Annotated in this window: 14 protein-coding genes; 3 read left to right on the top strand and 11 right to left on the bottom strand. The window is 65.5% G+C overall.

What is annotated here, in order from left to right; translation table 11 throughout:
- The first annotated feature begins 237 nt into the window (after positions 1-237).
- From tyrS to AWB68_RS05315, 3 genes are all read left to right on the top strand, one after another.
- A complete protein-coding gene (gene tyrS, locus AWB68_RS05325) occupies positions 238-1,494 on the top strand; it encodes a tyrosine--tRNA ligase (protein ID WP_087643310.1) in 1,257 nt (418 codons plus the stop codon).
- 2 nt (positions 1,495-1,496) lie between these two features.
- Positions 1,497-1,955: a D-aminoacyl-tRNA deacylase gene (dtd, locus tag AWB68_RS05320; RefSeq protein ID WP_087643309.1), complete on the top strand. Its 459-nt coding sequence runs from the start codon at positions 1,497-1,499 to the stop codon at positions 1,953-1,955.
- A gap of 64 nt (positions 1,956-2,019) precedes the next feature.
- Positions 2,020-2,679 carry a histidine phosphatase family protein gene (locus AWB68_RS05315; protein WP_087643308.1) on the top strand — a complete coding sequence of 220 codons (660 nt, stop codon included), beginning with the start codon at positions 2,020-2,022 and terminating at the stop codon, positions 2,677-2,679.
- A 3-nt stretch (positions 2,680-2,682) separates the two neighbouring features.
- Here the strand turns inward: AWB68_RS05315 and AWB68_RS05310 are convergent, their stop codons facing one another.
- From AWB68_RS05310 to AWB68_RS05260, 11 genes are all read right to left on the bottom strand, one after another.
- Positions 2,683-3,627 carry an oxygenase MpaB family protein gene (locus AWB68_RS05310; protein WP_087643307.1) on the bottom strand — a complete coding sequence of 315 codons (945 nt, stop codon included), beginning with the start codon at positions 3,625-3,627 and terminating at the stop codon, positions 2,683-2,685.
- Positions 3,628-3,630: 3 nt separating this feature from the next.
- Entirely contained in the window at positions 3,631-4,689 is a 1,059-nt protein-coding gene (gene ruvB / locus AWB68_RS05305; protein ID WP_087643306.1) for a Holliday junction branch migration DNA helicase RuvB, read from the bottom strand.
- Between the two features lie 70 nt (positions 4,690-4,759).
- Positions 4,760-5,341, bottom strand: coding sequence for a Holliday junction branch migration protein RuvA (gene ruvA / locus AWB68_RS05300; RefSeq protein WP_087643305.1), 582 nt, complete (start codon positions 5,339-5,341; stop codon positions 4,760-4,762).
- An 18-nt stretch (positions 5,342-5,359) separates the two neighbouring features.
- Positions 5,360-5,902: a crossover junction endodeoxyribonuclease RuvC gene (ruvC, locus tag AWB68_RS05295; protein WP_087643304.1), complete on the bottom strand. Its 543-nt coding sequence runs from the start codon at positions 5,900-5,902 to the stop codon at positions 5,360-5,362.
- A gap of 124 nt (positions 5,903-6,026) precedes the next feature.
- A complete protein-coding gene (gene purH / locus AWB68_RS05290; protein WP_087643303.1) occupies positions 6,027-7,592 on the bottom strand; it encodes a bifunctional phosphoribosylaminoimidazolecarboxamide formyltransferase/IMP cyclohydrolase in 1,566 nt (521 codons plus the stop codon).
- Positions 7,593-7,650: 58 nt separating this feature from the next.
- Positions 7,651-7,884: a Fis family transcriptional regulator gene (locus tag AWB68_RS05285; protein WP_087643302.1), complete on the bottom strand. Its 234-nt coding sequence runs from the start codon at positions 7,882-7,884 to the stop codon at positions 7,651-7,653.
- Positions 7,881-8,969 (bottom strand): tRNA dihydrouridine synthase DusB, encoded by a 1,089-nt coding sequence (dusB, locus tag AWB68_RS05280; RefSeq protein ID WP_087643419.1) that lies wholly within the window; start codon positions 8,967-8,969, stop codon positions 7,881-7,883. Before dusB ends, AWB68_RS05285 begins: the two co-directional genes overlap by 4 nt.
- Positions 8,970-9,166: 197 nt before the next feature.
- Entirely contained in the window at positions 9,167-10,333 is a 1,167-nt protein-coding gene (locus tag AWB68_RS05275) for a UbiH/UbiF/VisC/COQ6 family ubiquinone biosynthesis hydroxylase (RefSeq protein ID WP_087643301.1), read from the bottom strand.
- Between the two features lie 7 nt (positions 10,334-10,340).
- Entirely contained in the window at positions 10,341-11,720 is a 1,380-nt protein-coding gene (locus AWB68_RS05270; protein ID WP_087643300.1) for an aminopeptidase P N-terminal domain-containing protein, read from the bottom strand.
- Positions 11,721-11,764: 44 nt separating this feature from the next.
- Positions 11,765-13,081, bottom strand: coding sequence for a THUMP domain-containing class I SAM-dependent RNA methyltransferase (locus AWB68_RS05265; protein ID WP_087643299.1), 1,317 nt, complete (start codon positions 13,079-13,081; stop codon positions 11,765-11,767).
- Between the two features lie 172 nt (positions 13,082-13,253).
- Positions 13,254-13,888, bottom strand: a 635-nt coding sequence (locus AWB68_RS05260) for an NAD(P)(+) transhydrogenase (Re/Si-specific) subunit beta (RefSeq protein WP_143281952.1), incomplete at its 5' end; no start/stop codon positions are given.

Raw genomic sequence — 13,888 nt, 5'->3', positions numbered from 1 at the left:
CCGGCGCGAATTCCGGGCGCGAGGTCGAAAACAGGGCGCAGCAGGGCGTCATCGCGTAAAATCCTGTGCCTGTACAAGGGATTGCCGCGCATCGGGCACGTTGCGTATTTATTTCCGCCGCGCGCGCTTCCTCTCCGCTTTCCGCAATCTCCGCAGTCCACCGGCTGATCGATGAGTGCCGCCCGGCCCGGCCGCCACGCCAGCCATCGAACCACTTTCAATTCAAAAGTCGCAAGCATGACCACTGACTCCACCGCTTCTTCCGCGCCCGCGCCCCAGGCCTTTCCCATCACCGACGAAGTGCGTGCCGCGCTCGCGATCGCCAAACGCGGCTGCGACGAACTGCTGATCGAAGACGAGTTCGCGCAGAAGCTCGCGAGAAGCGCCGCGACGGGCAAGCCGTTGCGCATCAAACTCGGCCTCGACCCGACCGCGCCGGACATCCACGTCGGCCACACGGTCGTGCTGAACAAGATGCGGCAGTTGCAGGACCTCGGTCACCACGTGATCTTCCTGATCGGCGATTTCACGTCGTTGATCGGCGATCCGTCGGGCCGCAACGCAACGCGTCCGCCGCTCACGCGCGAGCAGATCGAATCGAACGCGAAGACCTATTTCGAGCAGGCGTCCCTCGTGCTCGACCGCGAGAAGACCGAGATCCGCTACAACAGCGAATGGTCGATGCCGCTTGGCGCCGATGGCATGATCAAGCTCGCGTCGCGCTACACGGTCGCGCGCATTCTTGAGCGCGAGGACTTCACCCGGCGCTTTCAAAGCGGCGTGCCGATCTCGATCCACGAGTTCCTGTATCCGCTGATGCAGGGCTACGATTCTGTCGCGCTGAACGCCGACCTCGAACTCGGCGGCACCGACCAGAAGTTCAACCTGCTGGTCGGCCGTGAATTGCAGAAGCAGTACGGCCAGGAACAGCAGTGCATCCTCACGATGCCGCTGCTCGAAGGGCTCGACGGCATCGAGAAGATGTCGAAGTCGAAGAACAACTACATCGGCATCAGCGAAAAGCCGACCGACATGTTCGGCAAGTTGATGAGCATCTCCGATACGCTGATGTGGCGTTACTTCGAGTTGCTGTCGTTCCGCAGCATCGAGGAGATCGCGCAGTTCAGAAAGGAAGCCGAAGGCGGGCGCAATCCGCGCGACTTCAAGGTGATGCTGGGCCAGGAAATCGTCGCGCGCTTTCATTCGGCGGCGGACGCCGAGCGCGCGCTCGAAGACTTCAACCATCGCGCGAAGGGCGGCGTGCCCGACGACATTCCGTCCCTGACGCTGGCGGGCGCGCCGCTCGCGATCGGCCAGTTGCTGAAGCAGGCGGGACTCGTGCCGTCGACGAGCGATGCGCTGCGCAATATCGACCAGGGCGGCGTGAAGATCGACGGCGCAACCGTTTCCGACCGCGCATTGAAGGTCGAAGCAGGCGAATTCGTCGTGCAGGTCGGCAAGCGCCGCTTCGCACGCGTCACGCTGACGGCCTGAACGTGATCGCGCTCATCCAGCGGGTTCGGCGCGCGGAAGTGCGCGTGGACGACCGCGTGACCGGTGCGATCGACGCGGGTCTGCTGGCGCTCGTCTGCGCGGAGCGCGGCGACACCGAGGCCGCCGCCGACAAGCTGCTCGCGAAGATGCTCGCGTACCGCGTGTTCAGCGATGCCGCCGGCAAGATGAACCTGCCGGTGCAGAACATCGATGGCGCCGGGCGCGCGGGCGGCGTGCTGCTGGTGTCGCAATTCACGCTCGCCGCCGATACGTCGAACGGCTTGCGCCCGAGCTTCACGCCCGCCGCGCCGCCCGACGAAGGCAAGCGTCTCTTCGAGTACTTCGTGGCGCAGGCGCGCGTGAAGCATCCGATCGTCGAGACCGGCGAGTTCGGCGCCGATATGCAGGTATCGCTCGTGAACGACGGCCCGGTCACTTTCTGGCTGCAGGTTCACCCCTGATCGCGGCGGTCCGCGCGATCGATTGAACAATCGAACCATCCAAATCAATCCAACCCTCGCGCTCATGACCACGCAAATCCTCTTCATCCGGCACGGCGAAACCGACTGGAACCGCATCAGGCGCATTCAGGGGCACATCGACATTCCGCTCTCGGCGACTGGTTTCGCACAGGCCGAGCAACTCGCGGGGCGCATCGTGCGCGAGTCGAAGGCTGGCGCGCGGCTCGATGCGGTTTATTCAAGCGACCTGCAACGCGCGCAGCAGACGGCGCGTCCGTTCGCCGATGCGCTCGGCTTGGCCGTACAGCCGAGCGAAGGCTTGCGCGAGCGCTGGTACGGCGAGTTCCAGGGCCTCGACAGCGACGAGATCAACGAGAAGTTTCCCGACGAATATGTCGAGTGGCAGACTCGCGATCCCGGCTTCGCCCCGCCCGGCGGCGAGTCGCAGCGCGCGTTTTATCATCGCGCGTTGCGGGCGGTCGAGCCGATCGTGGCCGCGCATCCGGGCGGGCGCATCGCGTGTGTCGCGCATGGTGGCGTGCTCGATTGCATCTACCGGTTCGCGATGCGCGTGCAGCTCCAGGAGCCGCGCAAGTGGCCGCTGCTCAATTGCAGCATCAATGTGGTGGACTTCGAGAACGGCGCGGCGAAAGTCGCTGCGTGGGGCGACATCGCGCATCTTTCCGCCGGCAGCAGCGACGACGGGCTGAAGAAAAACGCCTAGTCCTTAGTCCTGGTCGCGCTTGGCGGCAACCCGGCGGCGCGCGCGCTTCGATACGCCGTTGGTCAGCGCCCAGCGCATCACTGGCGCAATCAGCCGGACGCCGGGCCGCGCGATCCCGCGCCGCAACGGCGCGAAGGCGTCGAGACCGAGCATCGACTGCGCCCAGTCCGGCAATAAATCGACGCCCGCATGCATGATCAGCGCGGCGGCCGGTTTCATCGCGAGGTTCGGCAGCCGCGCGCTCATCAGGATCTGCACCACTTCCCGCGCGCGCTCACTCGCCTGCAATTGCGGACGCATCGCGTTCAGATATGCCTCGATTTCTGCGCAACTCGTCGGCACGTCGCGTGCGCCGAGCATGCGCGCGATCCTCGACGTCTCCGCGTAATAGCGGTCCTGTTCATCCGCCGACAGCGACGCATTCCCGAAGCGCAGATAAGCCTTCAGAAAACTCGACACCTCGGCGACGTGCACCCACGTCAGCAGATCGGGATCGCTCGCGCGATACGGCTGGCCGTCGGGCGCGATGCCGGTCACGCCGAGGTGGATGCTCTTCACGCGCTCGATCAGCGCGAGCGCATCGCGCCGGTTGCCGTAGGTCGTGCCCGCGACGAACGTCGCCGTGCGGCGCAGGCGGCCGAGGATATCGGTGCGAAACGTGGAGTGGTCCCAAACGCCGGCGAGCGCCACGGGATGCAGCGCCTGAAGCAGCAGGGCGCTGACGCCGCCGGTCATCATCGACGTGAAATCGGCGTGGACTTTCCAGCAAATGGCGTCAGGCCCGAACAGGCCCGGGTCGCCCGCCGGCGACGAATAATCGAGCTTTGGACCGCCGCCGCCGCTCGTCAGATTCGTGACGCCGGCGGCGATCGTCGAGCGCAGGCGTTTCGACACGGCGCGCCCCAGTCCGGGACGGTCATCGGAACGGCGCGTCGCTTGATCGGACATGACTTAACCGTTCGCGTCCCACAGGTCGCGGATCGGACCCGCGTCGGGCGCGGCGAGGCCGAAATGCCGGTACGTCAGCAGCGTGGCGACGCGTCCTCGCGGCGTGCGCTGCAAATAGCCTTGCTGGATCAGATAGGGCTCAAGCACGTCTTCGATCGTGTCGCGCTCTTCACCGATCGCCGCCGCGAGATTGTCGACGCCGACCGGGCCGCCGTCGAACTTGTGCAGGATCGCTTCCAGCAGCTTGCGGTCCATCAGGTCGAAGCCGACCGGATCGACGTCGAGCATTTTCAGCGCGGCATCGGCGACTTGCGCGGTGATGTTGCCGTCGGCCTTCACCTCGGCGAAGTCGCGCACGCGACGCAACAGCCGGTTCGCGATCCGCGGCGTGCCGCGCGCGCGCTTCGCGATTTCCAGCGCGCCTTCGGGCACGATCTCGGCCTTCAGCAGCGACGCCGAACGCGTGACGATGCGCGCCAGTTCGCTTGCGTTGTAGAACTCGAGCCGCGACACAATGCCGAAGCGGTCGCGCAGGGGATTGGTCAACATGCCGGCGCGCGTCGTGGCGCCGACGAGCGTGAACGGCTGCAGGTCGAGCTTGACGCTGCGCGCCGCCGGACCTTCGCCGATCATGATGTCGATCTGATAATCCTCGAGCGCCGGATACAGGATTTCCTCGACGACGGGCGAGAGCCGGTGAATCTCGTCGATGAAAAGCACGTCGTTGGTTTCGAGATTGGTCAGGAGCGCGGCGAGATCGCCCGCGCGCTCCAGCACCGGCCCCGACGTCTGCCGCAGGTTCACGCCCATCTCACGCGCGATGATGTGCGCGAGCGTGGTTTTGCCGAGGCCCGGCGGGCCAAACAGCAGCACGTGGTCGAGCGCTTCGGAGCGGCGCTTGGCCGCCTCGATGAAGATTTCAAGCTGGCCGCGGACCTTTTCCTGGCCGACATATTCGTCGAGTTGGCGCGGGCGCAGTGCGCGCTCGAACGCCTCTTCATTCCGCGAGACGGGCGTGGCCGAGATGATGCGTTCAGCGGCGAGTTTGTCGGTTTCGATCATGTTTTGATTGTACAGCGAGGCCGTTGCTCGGGACGTTGGCCCGGGCGCCACGGGCTGTAACCGTCAATCGCTAACTTTTCGACAATGCCTTCAACGCGAGCTTGATACCTTCCGAAACCCCGGTCCCCGCCGGCACGTTCTTGACCGCTGCGACTGCTTCCTTCTCCGAATAACCGAGCGCCAGCAACGCGTTCAAAATATCGCCCGCATGATCCGAGGCCGCGACCGCTCCCGCCGCCGCTCCGAGATCCGCACCCAGCTTGCCCTTGAGTTCGAGCAGCAGCCGCTCCGCGGTTTTCTTCCCGATCCCCGGCGTGCGCGTGAGTCGAGCCGCATCCTGCAAGGTGACCGCCTGCGCCAGTTCCTGCACGCTCATACCGGATAGAACAGCAAGCGCCATCCGGGCACCGATCCCGCTGATCTTGAGCAATTCCCGGAACGTCGTGCGTTCCTGCGCCGTGCCGAATCCATAGAGCAAATGCGCATCTTCGCGGACGATCAATTGCGTGAGCAACGCGATTTTTTCGCCGGTATGCGGCAGGTTGTAGAACGTGCTCATCGGCACGGCGATTTCGTATCCGACGCCATTACAGTCGACGAGCAGATGCGGCGGATTTTTTTCCAGCAGAACGCCGGCGATACGACCGATCATGGTGAGCTTTGCAGGTTATTAGCCAACGAGACGCCCGCGCCGGACGCGCAGGCCCTTTTTCGCGAGCGATGGCGCGATGCCGCCGAGCGCCGCCAGCGCGCCGCCGCCGTGCGCATGGCAGATCGCCATCCCGAGGGCGTCGGCGGCGTCGGTGCTGGGGACGCCCGTGAGATTGAGCAGCCGCACGACCATCTGCTGCATTTGTTCTTTGGTCGCACGGCCATACCCGACGACCGCCTGCTTCAACTGGAGCGCCGTGTATTCGGCGACCGGAACGCCGCTGGCCACGAGTCCGCAGATCGCGGCGCCGCGTGCCTGGCCGAGCAGCAGTGTGGATTGCGGATTGACGTTGACAAATACTTTCTCGATCGCCGACTGGTCGGGGCTGTGTTGCCTGACGAGCGTGGAGATGCCTTCGAAGATCGTGTTCAGGCGCGAGGGCAGGTCGGCGTCCGCGGTCTTGATGATGCCGCTCGTCACGTAGGTCAGCGTGTGGCCGGTCTTGTCGATGACGCCGAAGCCCGTCACGCGCAGGCCCGGGTCTATGCCGAGGATTCGCATGAAGAGGCGGGCGCCGGAAGGATGGTCGGAGTTGTTATGTCGGTCACTGCGGTCTCTGCTGGGAACCGGACACGGCTCCATGGTCGCGTGCGCGAGATTGCCGCGCACGCTTGAAACTCGCCACTCAGTGCCGGAAGTGTCGCGTTCCGGTAAGAATCATCGCGACGTTGTGCTCGTCGGCGGCGGCGACCACTTCGTCGTCGCGCATCGAGCCGCCCGGCTGGATCACACAAGTCGCGCCCGCGTTCACGACGACATCGAGCCCGTCGCGGAACGGGAAGAACGCATCCGACGCCACCGCCGAGCCCGTCAGCGTGAGGCCGGCGTTCTGCGCCTTGATGCTCGCGATGCGCGCCGAATCCACGCGGCTCATCTGGCCGGCGCCGACGCCGAGCGTCATGCCGCCGCCGCAGAACACGATCGCATTCGACTTCACGTATTTCGCGACGCGCCATGCGAACATCAGGTCGTCCATTTCCTTCGGCGTCGGATGGCGCTTCGTCACCACGCGCAGTTCATGCGGCTGCACGTTCTTCGAATCGAGCGACTGCACGAGCAGCCCGCCGCCGACGCGCTTCAGATCGAATGCGTTGTGCCCGTCGCCGAGCGCGATCTGCAGCAAGCGCACGTTCTGCTTCGCGGCGAACACCTGCTTCGCGGCATCGCTGAAGGACGGCGCGATCAGCACTTCCACGAACTGCTTCGCCACCGCTTGCGCCGCCGTTTCGTCGACTTCGCGATTGAACGCGATGATGCCGCCGAACGCCGACGTCGGATCGGTCTGGAACGCCTTCGCATACGCTTCGTGCGCGTTCGCACCGAGCGCGACGCCGCATGGGTTCGCGTGCTTGATGATCACGCAGGCCGGCGTGTCGAAGGTCTTCACGCATTCCCACGCCGCATCGGAATCGGCGATGTTGTTGTACGACAGTTCCTTGCCCTGCAACTGCTTGTAGTTCGCGAGCGCGCCCGCCGGCGTCGTCAGGTCGCGGTAGAACGCCGCGCTCTGATGCGGATTCTCGCCGTAGCGCAGGTCCTGCACCTTGTCGAACGCGAGATTGAACGTCGACGGATAGGTGTTGCGGTCGCCGTGGCGAAGTTCGTCGGTGAGGCTCGTCAGGTAGTTCGTGATCGCGCCGTCGTACTGCGCGGTGTGCGCGAAAACCTTGGTCGCGAGCCTGAAGTTCGTCGCGTAGGCGATCGTGTTGTCGTTCGCGCGCATTTCGTCGAGCACGAGCGCGTAGTCGGCCGGGTCGACCACGACCGTGACGTCGCGATGATTCTTCGCCGCCGAACGCAGCATCGTCGGGCCGCCGATATCGATGTTCTCGATCGCGTCTTCCAGCGAGCACTCTTCCTTAGCCACCGTCTGCACGAACGGATACAGGTTCACGACGAGCAGGTCGATCGTCGGGATGCCGTGCTGTTCCAGCGCGGCCATGTGTTCCGGCGAATCGCGGCGCGCCAGGATGCCGCCGTGCACCTTCGGATGCAGCGTCTTCACGCGGCCGTCGAGCATTTCCGGGAAGCCGGTGTAATCGGCGACTTCCGTGACAGGCAGACCCGAATCGGCGAGCAGTTTCGCCGTGCCGCCGGTCGACAGGAGCTTGACGCCGAGGTCCGACAGCGATTTCGCAAAATCGACGATGCCGGACTTGTCGGAAACGGAAATGAGCGCTTGCTTGATCATGATGAAGGCTGGAACCGAAGTAGGGATACAGGTCGGGCCGTCGCGACGGCCCCGCGAATCAAATCAATCCGTGCTGTTGCAGCTTCTTGCGCAGCGTGTTGCGGTTGATGCCGAGATATTCGGCCGCGAGCGACTGGTTGCCGCCCGCCTGCTCGAGCACCACTTCGAGCATCGGTTTTTCCACGCACGAGATCACCATGTCGTAGACGTCGTGCGGATTCGATCCGTCCAGGTCCTGGAAGTAGCTGTCCAGGCTCTGGCGGACGCATTGTTCGATGTTATGTCTGCTCATGCGGCTAGTCGGTCTGTGTTGTTCTGCCCGTCGCACGATTCTTCTTCCCCGGCTTCGTCCGTCAGGCCCGCTTCGTCCACGTAGACGAGGCGGTCGGACAACGCCTTTTGGGCAGCGAAGAATTCGTTGACGGCGAGCAATTGTTCTCGTGTGGTATCCAGCGTGTTCATGCGGTGCCTGAACGTGTGGGCGCCAGAAAGGCCGCGAGTGTACCAGCCGATGTGCTTGCGCGCAGTGCGGACGCCGGTGAATTCCCCGTAGAAGGCGTAGTGATCTTCGAGGTGTTCGTTCATCACCTGCTGGATCTCGTCGATGCGCGGCGGCAGCAGGCGCTCGCCGGTCGAAAGGAAATGCTCGATCTCGCGAAAGAGCCACGGGCGGCCCTGCGCCGCGCGGCCGATCATGATGGCGTCGGCGCCGGTGGCGGCGAGCACGTCGCGCGCTTTTTCCGGCGTGGCGATGTCGCCGTTCGCGACCACCGGAATTTTCACCGACGCTTTCACGGCCGCGATGGTTTCGTATTCCGCGTCGCCCTTGTACAGGTCGGCGCGCGTGCGGCCGTGGACGGTGAGCATCGCGATGCCGGCGTTCTCCGCGATCCGCGCGATGTTGAGCGCGTTCTTGTTCTCGCGATTCCAGCCGGTGCGGATCTTCAGTGTGACGGGCACCGCATCCGGCCCGACGCCGACCGCCTGCACGACCGCCTCGACGATCCGTGCGACGAGCGCTTCGTTCTGCAACAGCGCGGAACCGGCCGCAACATTGCAGACCTTCTTGGCCGGACAGCCCATGTTGATGTCGATGATCTGCGCGCCGTTCGCGACGTTGTGACGCGCCGCTTCGGCGAGCATTTGCGGATCGGCACCCGCGATCTGCACGGAGATCGGCTCGACTTCGCCGGCATGGTTCGCGCGGCGCATCGTCTTCTCGCTCTTCCACAACTGCGCGTTCGACGCGACCATCTCCGACACCGCGTAGCCCGCGCCCATGCGCTTGCACAGTTGCCGGAACGGTCGGTCGGTGACGCCTGCCATCGGGGCGACGAAGAGATTGTTGCGGAGGACGTGTGAACCGATGCTGGGCATGAAGGCGGGCGGCATCCGCGTGACACGGCAGATGCAATGATGCGTTAGGAAAACGCTTATTTTAGCGCGAACAGCTTGCTGAATTTAAGTGCAATCGTCTGCAAGTCGTTAAATCTTCTATGAAAGTCGGGGCGGCTGGAGAGGATAAGTCGGGCTGTCGGGCCTGGACGACGCGGATCGGCGAGCCTCGCGCGGCCTCAGCGCCGCTGCCCGAACATCATCTGCCGCGCGAGCGCGGTCTTCACCGGCGGCAGGAATTCCAGCGCCGTGAGCGCGAGCCCGCGCAGCGCGGCGAGCGGCGGGAAGTCGACGGTAAAGATGCGCGCGAGCGTATCGGTCGCACCGATCGTCAGGCGCCGGTCCAGCGCGCGGCGTTGCGAGAACTGGGCGAGCGCAAGCGTCGAAGGGCCGTGGACCGAGAGCGCATCGCACAGCGCGTGGGCGTCGCGCAGGCCCAGGTTCAGCCCCTGGCCCGCGACCGGATGCAGCGTCTGCGCCGCGTTGCCGATCGCGACTGTGCGCCGGTCGACGAGCGCATGCAGCGCGTTCAACCCGAGCGGAAAGGCGGCGCGCCCTTTGACATGCGTGAAGCGGCCCATACGCTCGCCGAACGCGACGCCGAGTTCGGCGAGGAACGCTTCGTCGGACAGTTGCGCGCGACGGGTGGCTTCCTCGGGCGTGCAGCACCAGACGAGCGAATAGTCGGCGTGACGCGCGCCGCCGCTTGGCAGCAGCGCGATCGGACCCTCGCGCGTGAAGCGTTCCCACGCAACATTCGGCCGCGGCGCGGACACGCTGACCGTGCCGACGATCGCCGTTTGACCATAGTCGCGAGCGTGCTCGCGCGTGTCCTCGTAAAAGCCGCCCTCGGCATTCACGAGCACGCGCGCGCGAATCGTGCGCTCGCCGCTCGCCGACTGGAGCGGCAGCGTGACGCCGTCGTGATCCTGGATCGGCACGAGCGCGTTCGTTTCAGTGAACCAGTGGACGTCGGTTTCGCGCACGGCCTTTGCCAGCGCGCTGACGAGCGACCCGTAGCGCACGACATATCCGAGGGCGGGCAATTCATGCTCGTCGTGGTCGATCAACGTGCGCCCGAAGTGGCCGCGCTGCGAGACGTGAATGTGCCGGATCGGCGTGGCGTCGGCGGGAAAGCCGAGCGGCTCCAGCATCATGCGGCTGCCGTGCGACAACGCGAGCGAACGCGGGTCGGTCGATGCCGCCTCGGGCGTGCGCGCATCGATCAGCGCGACGGACAAGCGCGACGTCGCGCTGCGCCGCATCAGCCAGCCGGCGAGCGCGAGCCCGACGGGCCCCGCGCCGACGATCGCGATATCGAAGTCGAAATGGGTGGCTTCGCTCATGCTCGATTCACCTGGCCGCGCTCATCAAAGCCTCGATTTCATCCGCGTCGACGGGCACGCCGCGCGTGATCAGTTCGCAGCCGGTGGCTGTGACGATCGCGTCGTCCTCGATGCGGATGCCGATGTTCCAGTAACGTTCGGGCACGTCGTCGGCGGGGCGCACGTAGAGGCCCGGCTCGACCGTCAGCGCCATGCCTGCCTGCAGCGTGCGCCACGGACGCGCGCCTTGATCGTCGAGCGGGCCGTCGTGGTCGCGGTAGTCGCCCGCGTCGTGCACGTCCATGCCGATCCAGTGCCCCGTGCGATGCATGTAGAAGCGCGCGTAGCCGCGCTCGGCGATCACGTCGTCGGCGCTGGCGAACTTATTTCGGTCGACGATGCCTGTATCCAGCAAGCCCTGCGACAGCACGCGCAGCGCGGCCTGATGCGGCGCGTCGAAGCTCACGCCCGCACGCGTCGCGTCTACCGCCGCCGATTGCGCGGCGAGCACGATGTCGTAAAGCTCGCGCTGCGCCGACGTGAAGCGGCCGCTCGCGGGAAACGTGCGAGTGATGTCGGACGCGTAGCCGTCGAGTTCGCAGGCGGCGTCGATCAGGATCAGGTCGCCTTCCTGGATGATCGCGTTGCCCGCCGGGTAGTGCAGCACGCAGGCGTTCGCGCCGGTCGCGACGATCGACCCGTAAGCCGGCGACTGCGCGCCATGCCGGCGGAACGTGTAGAGCAGTTCGGCTTCGAGTTCGTACTCGCGCATGCCTGGCCGGCAGGCATGCATCGCGCGCCGGTGCGCCTCGGCGGAAATCGAGGCCGCGCGCCGCATGATCGCGATTTCATGCGCGCCCTTGACGAGGCGCATTTCGTCGAGAAGCGGCAGCAGGTCCTGCGCTTTCGATGGCGCCAGCACGCCGCTGCGGTTCTGCGCACGCACCGCAGCGAGCCAGCCGCGCACCTTTTCATCGAGCGTGGCCGATGTGCCGAGCGCATAGTGCAGCGCGGGCGAATCGGCGAGCAGGCGCGGCATGTGTTCGTCGAGCGTGTCGATGGGGAACGCGGCGTCGAAGCCGAACACATCGCGGGCGCCTTCTGGACCGAAGCGGAAGCCTTCCCACGTCTCGCGCTCGGCGTTCTTCTCGCGGCAAAAGAGTATCGACGACGGCTCGCCGTCTTTCGCGTCGGCGTCGAGGATGAGCGTCGCTTCGGGCTCGTTGAAACCGGTCAGGTAATAGAAGTAGCTGTCGTGGCGAAACGGATAGTCGGCGTCGCGGTTGCGCATGACTTCCGGCGCGGTCGGCACGATCGCCACGCCGCCGCCCGATTGCCGGAGCGCGGTGAGAACGCGGGCGCGGCGGGCGCGGTAGACGTCGACGGCGGATTCGGTCTGTGAGTTCATCCAGCGATTGTAGCGCCCGCCTATCCGTGGCGTGCTCGCGTGCCTCAATCCTCGTGCGGCAAGTCTGGCGTTTGCGGGTTGGCCGGACGATTGCGCACGCTACCCGCGATCAGGTCGAAACGGAACAGGCGGCATTCGAGCGCGCCGTTGAAAAGCGGTGTCTTCGTCGATTCGCGCAGGCGCATCAGGCCCGGCAGCTTGCGATCCGAAGTCAGCACGTAAGCGCGCCAGCCGGGGAAGCGCTGCTTGAGCGCATTGCCGAACGAGATGAAGAATTCCGTATCGGTCGGGTCGGGTTGCGCGCGGCTGAAGGCTTCGTCGTCTTCCTCGCGACGGCCGCGGCCGGTGTCGCGGATTTCGCCGCGGGGGCCGCGTCCGCGCACTTCGATCCGCTCGCCATACGGCGGATTCGCGACCAGGATGCCGGGCGTGTCGCCGGGCGGCGTCATGTGGCGGGCATCCACCTGCTTCAGCGACAGGTCGGGCAAGCCGGCGCGGTCCAGGTTGGCGCGCGCCTTGTCGAGCATGTCACCGGAGATGTCGCTGCCGAAGATCTGCAAATCCGCACGCGACGTGCGCGCGGCGCGTTTGGCATCGACAGCGGCGACTTTCAGCTTCTGCCACGCGTTGACGTCGTATTGCTTGAGCTTCTCGAAGCCGAACCGGCGCTCGACGCCCGGCGCGATGTTCAGCGCGACTTGCGCGGCTTCCGCGAGGAAGGTGCCGCTGCCGCACATCGGATCGTAGAGCGGCGTGCCGGGCGTCCAGCCGGTCAGGCGCAGGATGCCCGCTGCAAGGTTTTCACGCAGCGGGGCCGCGCCCTTGTCGAGACGCCAGCCGCGCTTGAAGAGCGGATCGCCCGACGTGTCGAGGTAGAGCGTGCATTCGTTGATCGTCAGGAACGCGAAGACGCGCACGTCGGGCTGCGCGGTATCGATGCTCGGACGCGAGCCGCTCAGTTCGCGCAGGCGGTCGCAGACGGCGTCCTTCACGCGCAGCGTCGCGAATTCGAGGCTGCGCAGCGGCGATTTGATCGCGGTGATGTCGACGCGCATCGTCTGGTTCGGCGTGAACCATTGCTCCCATTGCTGCTGGTAGGCGAGTTCGTAGATGTCGGTTTCGTTGCGGTAGGCGCCGTGCGCGATCTTCAGCAGGACCCGGCTCGCGATGCGCGAATGCAGGTTCGCCGCCATGCCGGCCGCCCAGCCTCCGCGAAAATGCACGCCGCCGGGGACTTGCGCGCCGGGCTTGAATGCCCCGCTGCCAAGATGGCGTTGCGCGATTTCGGCGAGTTCGGCCGCGAGGGGCGCTTCGAGGCCGCGCGGGCAGGGGACAAACCAGTCGAAAAGGGGAGGGGCCATGGGAGCGGTGCTGAGAGGGATCTGTGAAGGCGACATTGTACGCGGGGCGGACGGGCGTTCGAGTGACGCGAATCGATGCGCGATGCCTCAAGCTGAAACGCCGAGGCCCCGCGTAGCGGGGCCTCGGCGTCGTGGCCCGGTAGTTGGACCGTGGGTTACATGGACGCGAAGGTCAATCCACCGCCTTCATCATGTCCTCGACGACCTTCTTCGCATCACCAAAAACCATCATCGTCTTGTCCATGTAGAACAACTCGTTGTCGAGACCGGCGTAGCCCGCCGCCATCGACCGCTTGTTCACGATGATCGTGCGCGCTTTATAGGCTTCGAGAATCGGCATCCCGGCGATCGGCGATGTCGGATCAGTTTTGGCCGCCGGATTCACCACGTCGTTCGCACCGAGCACCAGCACCACGTCGGTCTGGCCGAACTCGCTGTTGATGTCCTCCATCTCGTGGACGAGTTCATACGGCACTTCGGCTTCTGCCAGCAGCACATTCATGTGCCCCGGCATCCGCCCGGCGACCGGGTGAATCGCGTAGCGCACGTCGATGCCTTTTTCCACCAGCTTGTCGGTCAGTTCCTTCAGCGCGTGCTGCGCGCGGGCGACTGCAAGACCGTAACCCGGCACGATCACCACGCTCTCCGCGTTGCCGAGCATGAACGCGGCGTCATCGGCGGAACCGGATTTGACCGGACGCTGTTCCGTCGCCCCACCCGCCGCCGCAGCGCCGGCTTCGTTGCCGAAGCCGCCCAACAGCACGTTAAAGAACGACCGGTTCATCGCGCGACACATGATGTACGAAA

The organism is Caballeronia choica (assembly GCF_001544535.1).
Taxonomy (GTDB): domain Bacteria; phylum Pseudomonadota; class Gammaproteobacteria; order Burkholderiales; family Burkholderiaceae; genus Caballeronia; species Caballeronia choica.
The sequence above is the reverse complement of the archived record's forward strand: the minus strand, read 5'-3'. Positions and strand labels throughout refer to the sequence as shown.

What these genes read in the sequence shown, in the direction of transcription:
- tyrS (WP_087643310.1), top strand. Translation starts at nt 238, where the DNA reads ATGACCACTGACTCCACCGCTTCTTCCGCGCCCGCGCCCCAGGCCTTT.
- ruvA (WP_087643305.1), bottom strand. Translation starts at nt 5,341, where the DNA reads ATGATCGGTCGTATCGCCGGCGTTCTGCTGGAAAAAAATCCGCCGCAT.
- purH (WP_087643303.1), bottom strand. Translation starts at nt 7,592, where the DNA reads ATGATCAAGCAAGCGCTCATTTCCGTTTCCGACAAGTCCGGCATCGTC.
- dusB (WP_087643419.1), bottom strand. Translation starts at nt 8,969, where the DNA reads ATGCCCAGCATCGGTTCACACGTCCTCCGCAACAATCTCTTCGTCGCC.
- AWB68_RS05265 (WP_087643299.1), bottom strand. Translation starts at nt 13,081, where the DNA reads ATGGCCCCTCCCCTTTTCGACTGGTTTGTCCCCTGCCCGCGCGGCCTC.
- ruvB (WP_087643306.1), bottom strand. Translation starts at nt 4,689, where the DNA reads ATGATCGAAACCGACAAACTCGCCGCTGAACGCATCATCTCGGCCACG.
- ruvC (WP_087643304.1), bottom strand. Translation starts at nt 5,902, where the DNA reads ATGCGAATCCTCGGCATAGACCCGGGCCTGCGCGTGACGGGCTTCGGC.
- AWB68_RS05310 (WP_087643307.1), bottom strand. Translation starts at nt 3,627, where the DNA reads ATGTCCGATCAAGCGACGCGCCGTTCCGATGACCGTCCCGGACTGGGG.
- AWB68_RS05315 (WP_087643308.1), top strand. Translation starts at nt 2,020, where the DNA reads ATGACCACGCAAATCCTCTTCATCCGGCACGGCGAAACCGACTGGAAC.
- AWB68_RS05275 (WP_087643301.1), bottom strand. Translation starts at nt 10,333, where the DNA reads ATGAGCGAAGCCACCCATTTCGACTTCGATATCGCGATCGTCGGCGCG.
- AWB68_RS05285 (WP_087643302.1), bottom strand. Translation starts at nt 7,884, where the DNA reads ATGAGCAGACATAACATCGAACAATGCGTCCGCCAGAGCCTGGACAGC.
- AWB68_RS05270 (WP_087643300.1), bottom strand. Translation starts at nt 11,720, where the DNA reads ATGAACTCACAGACCGAATCCGCCGTCGACGTCTACCGCGCCCGCCGC.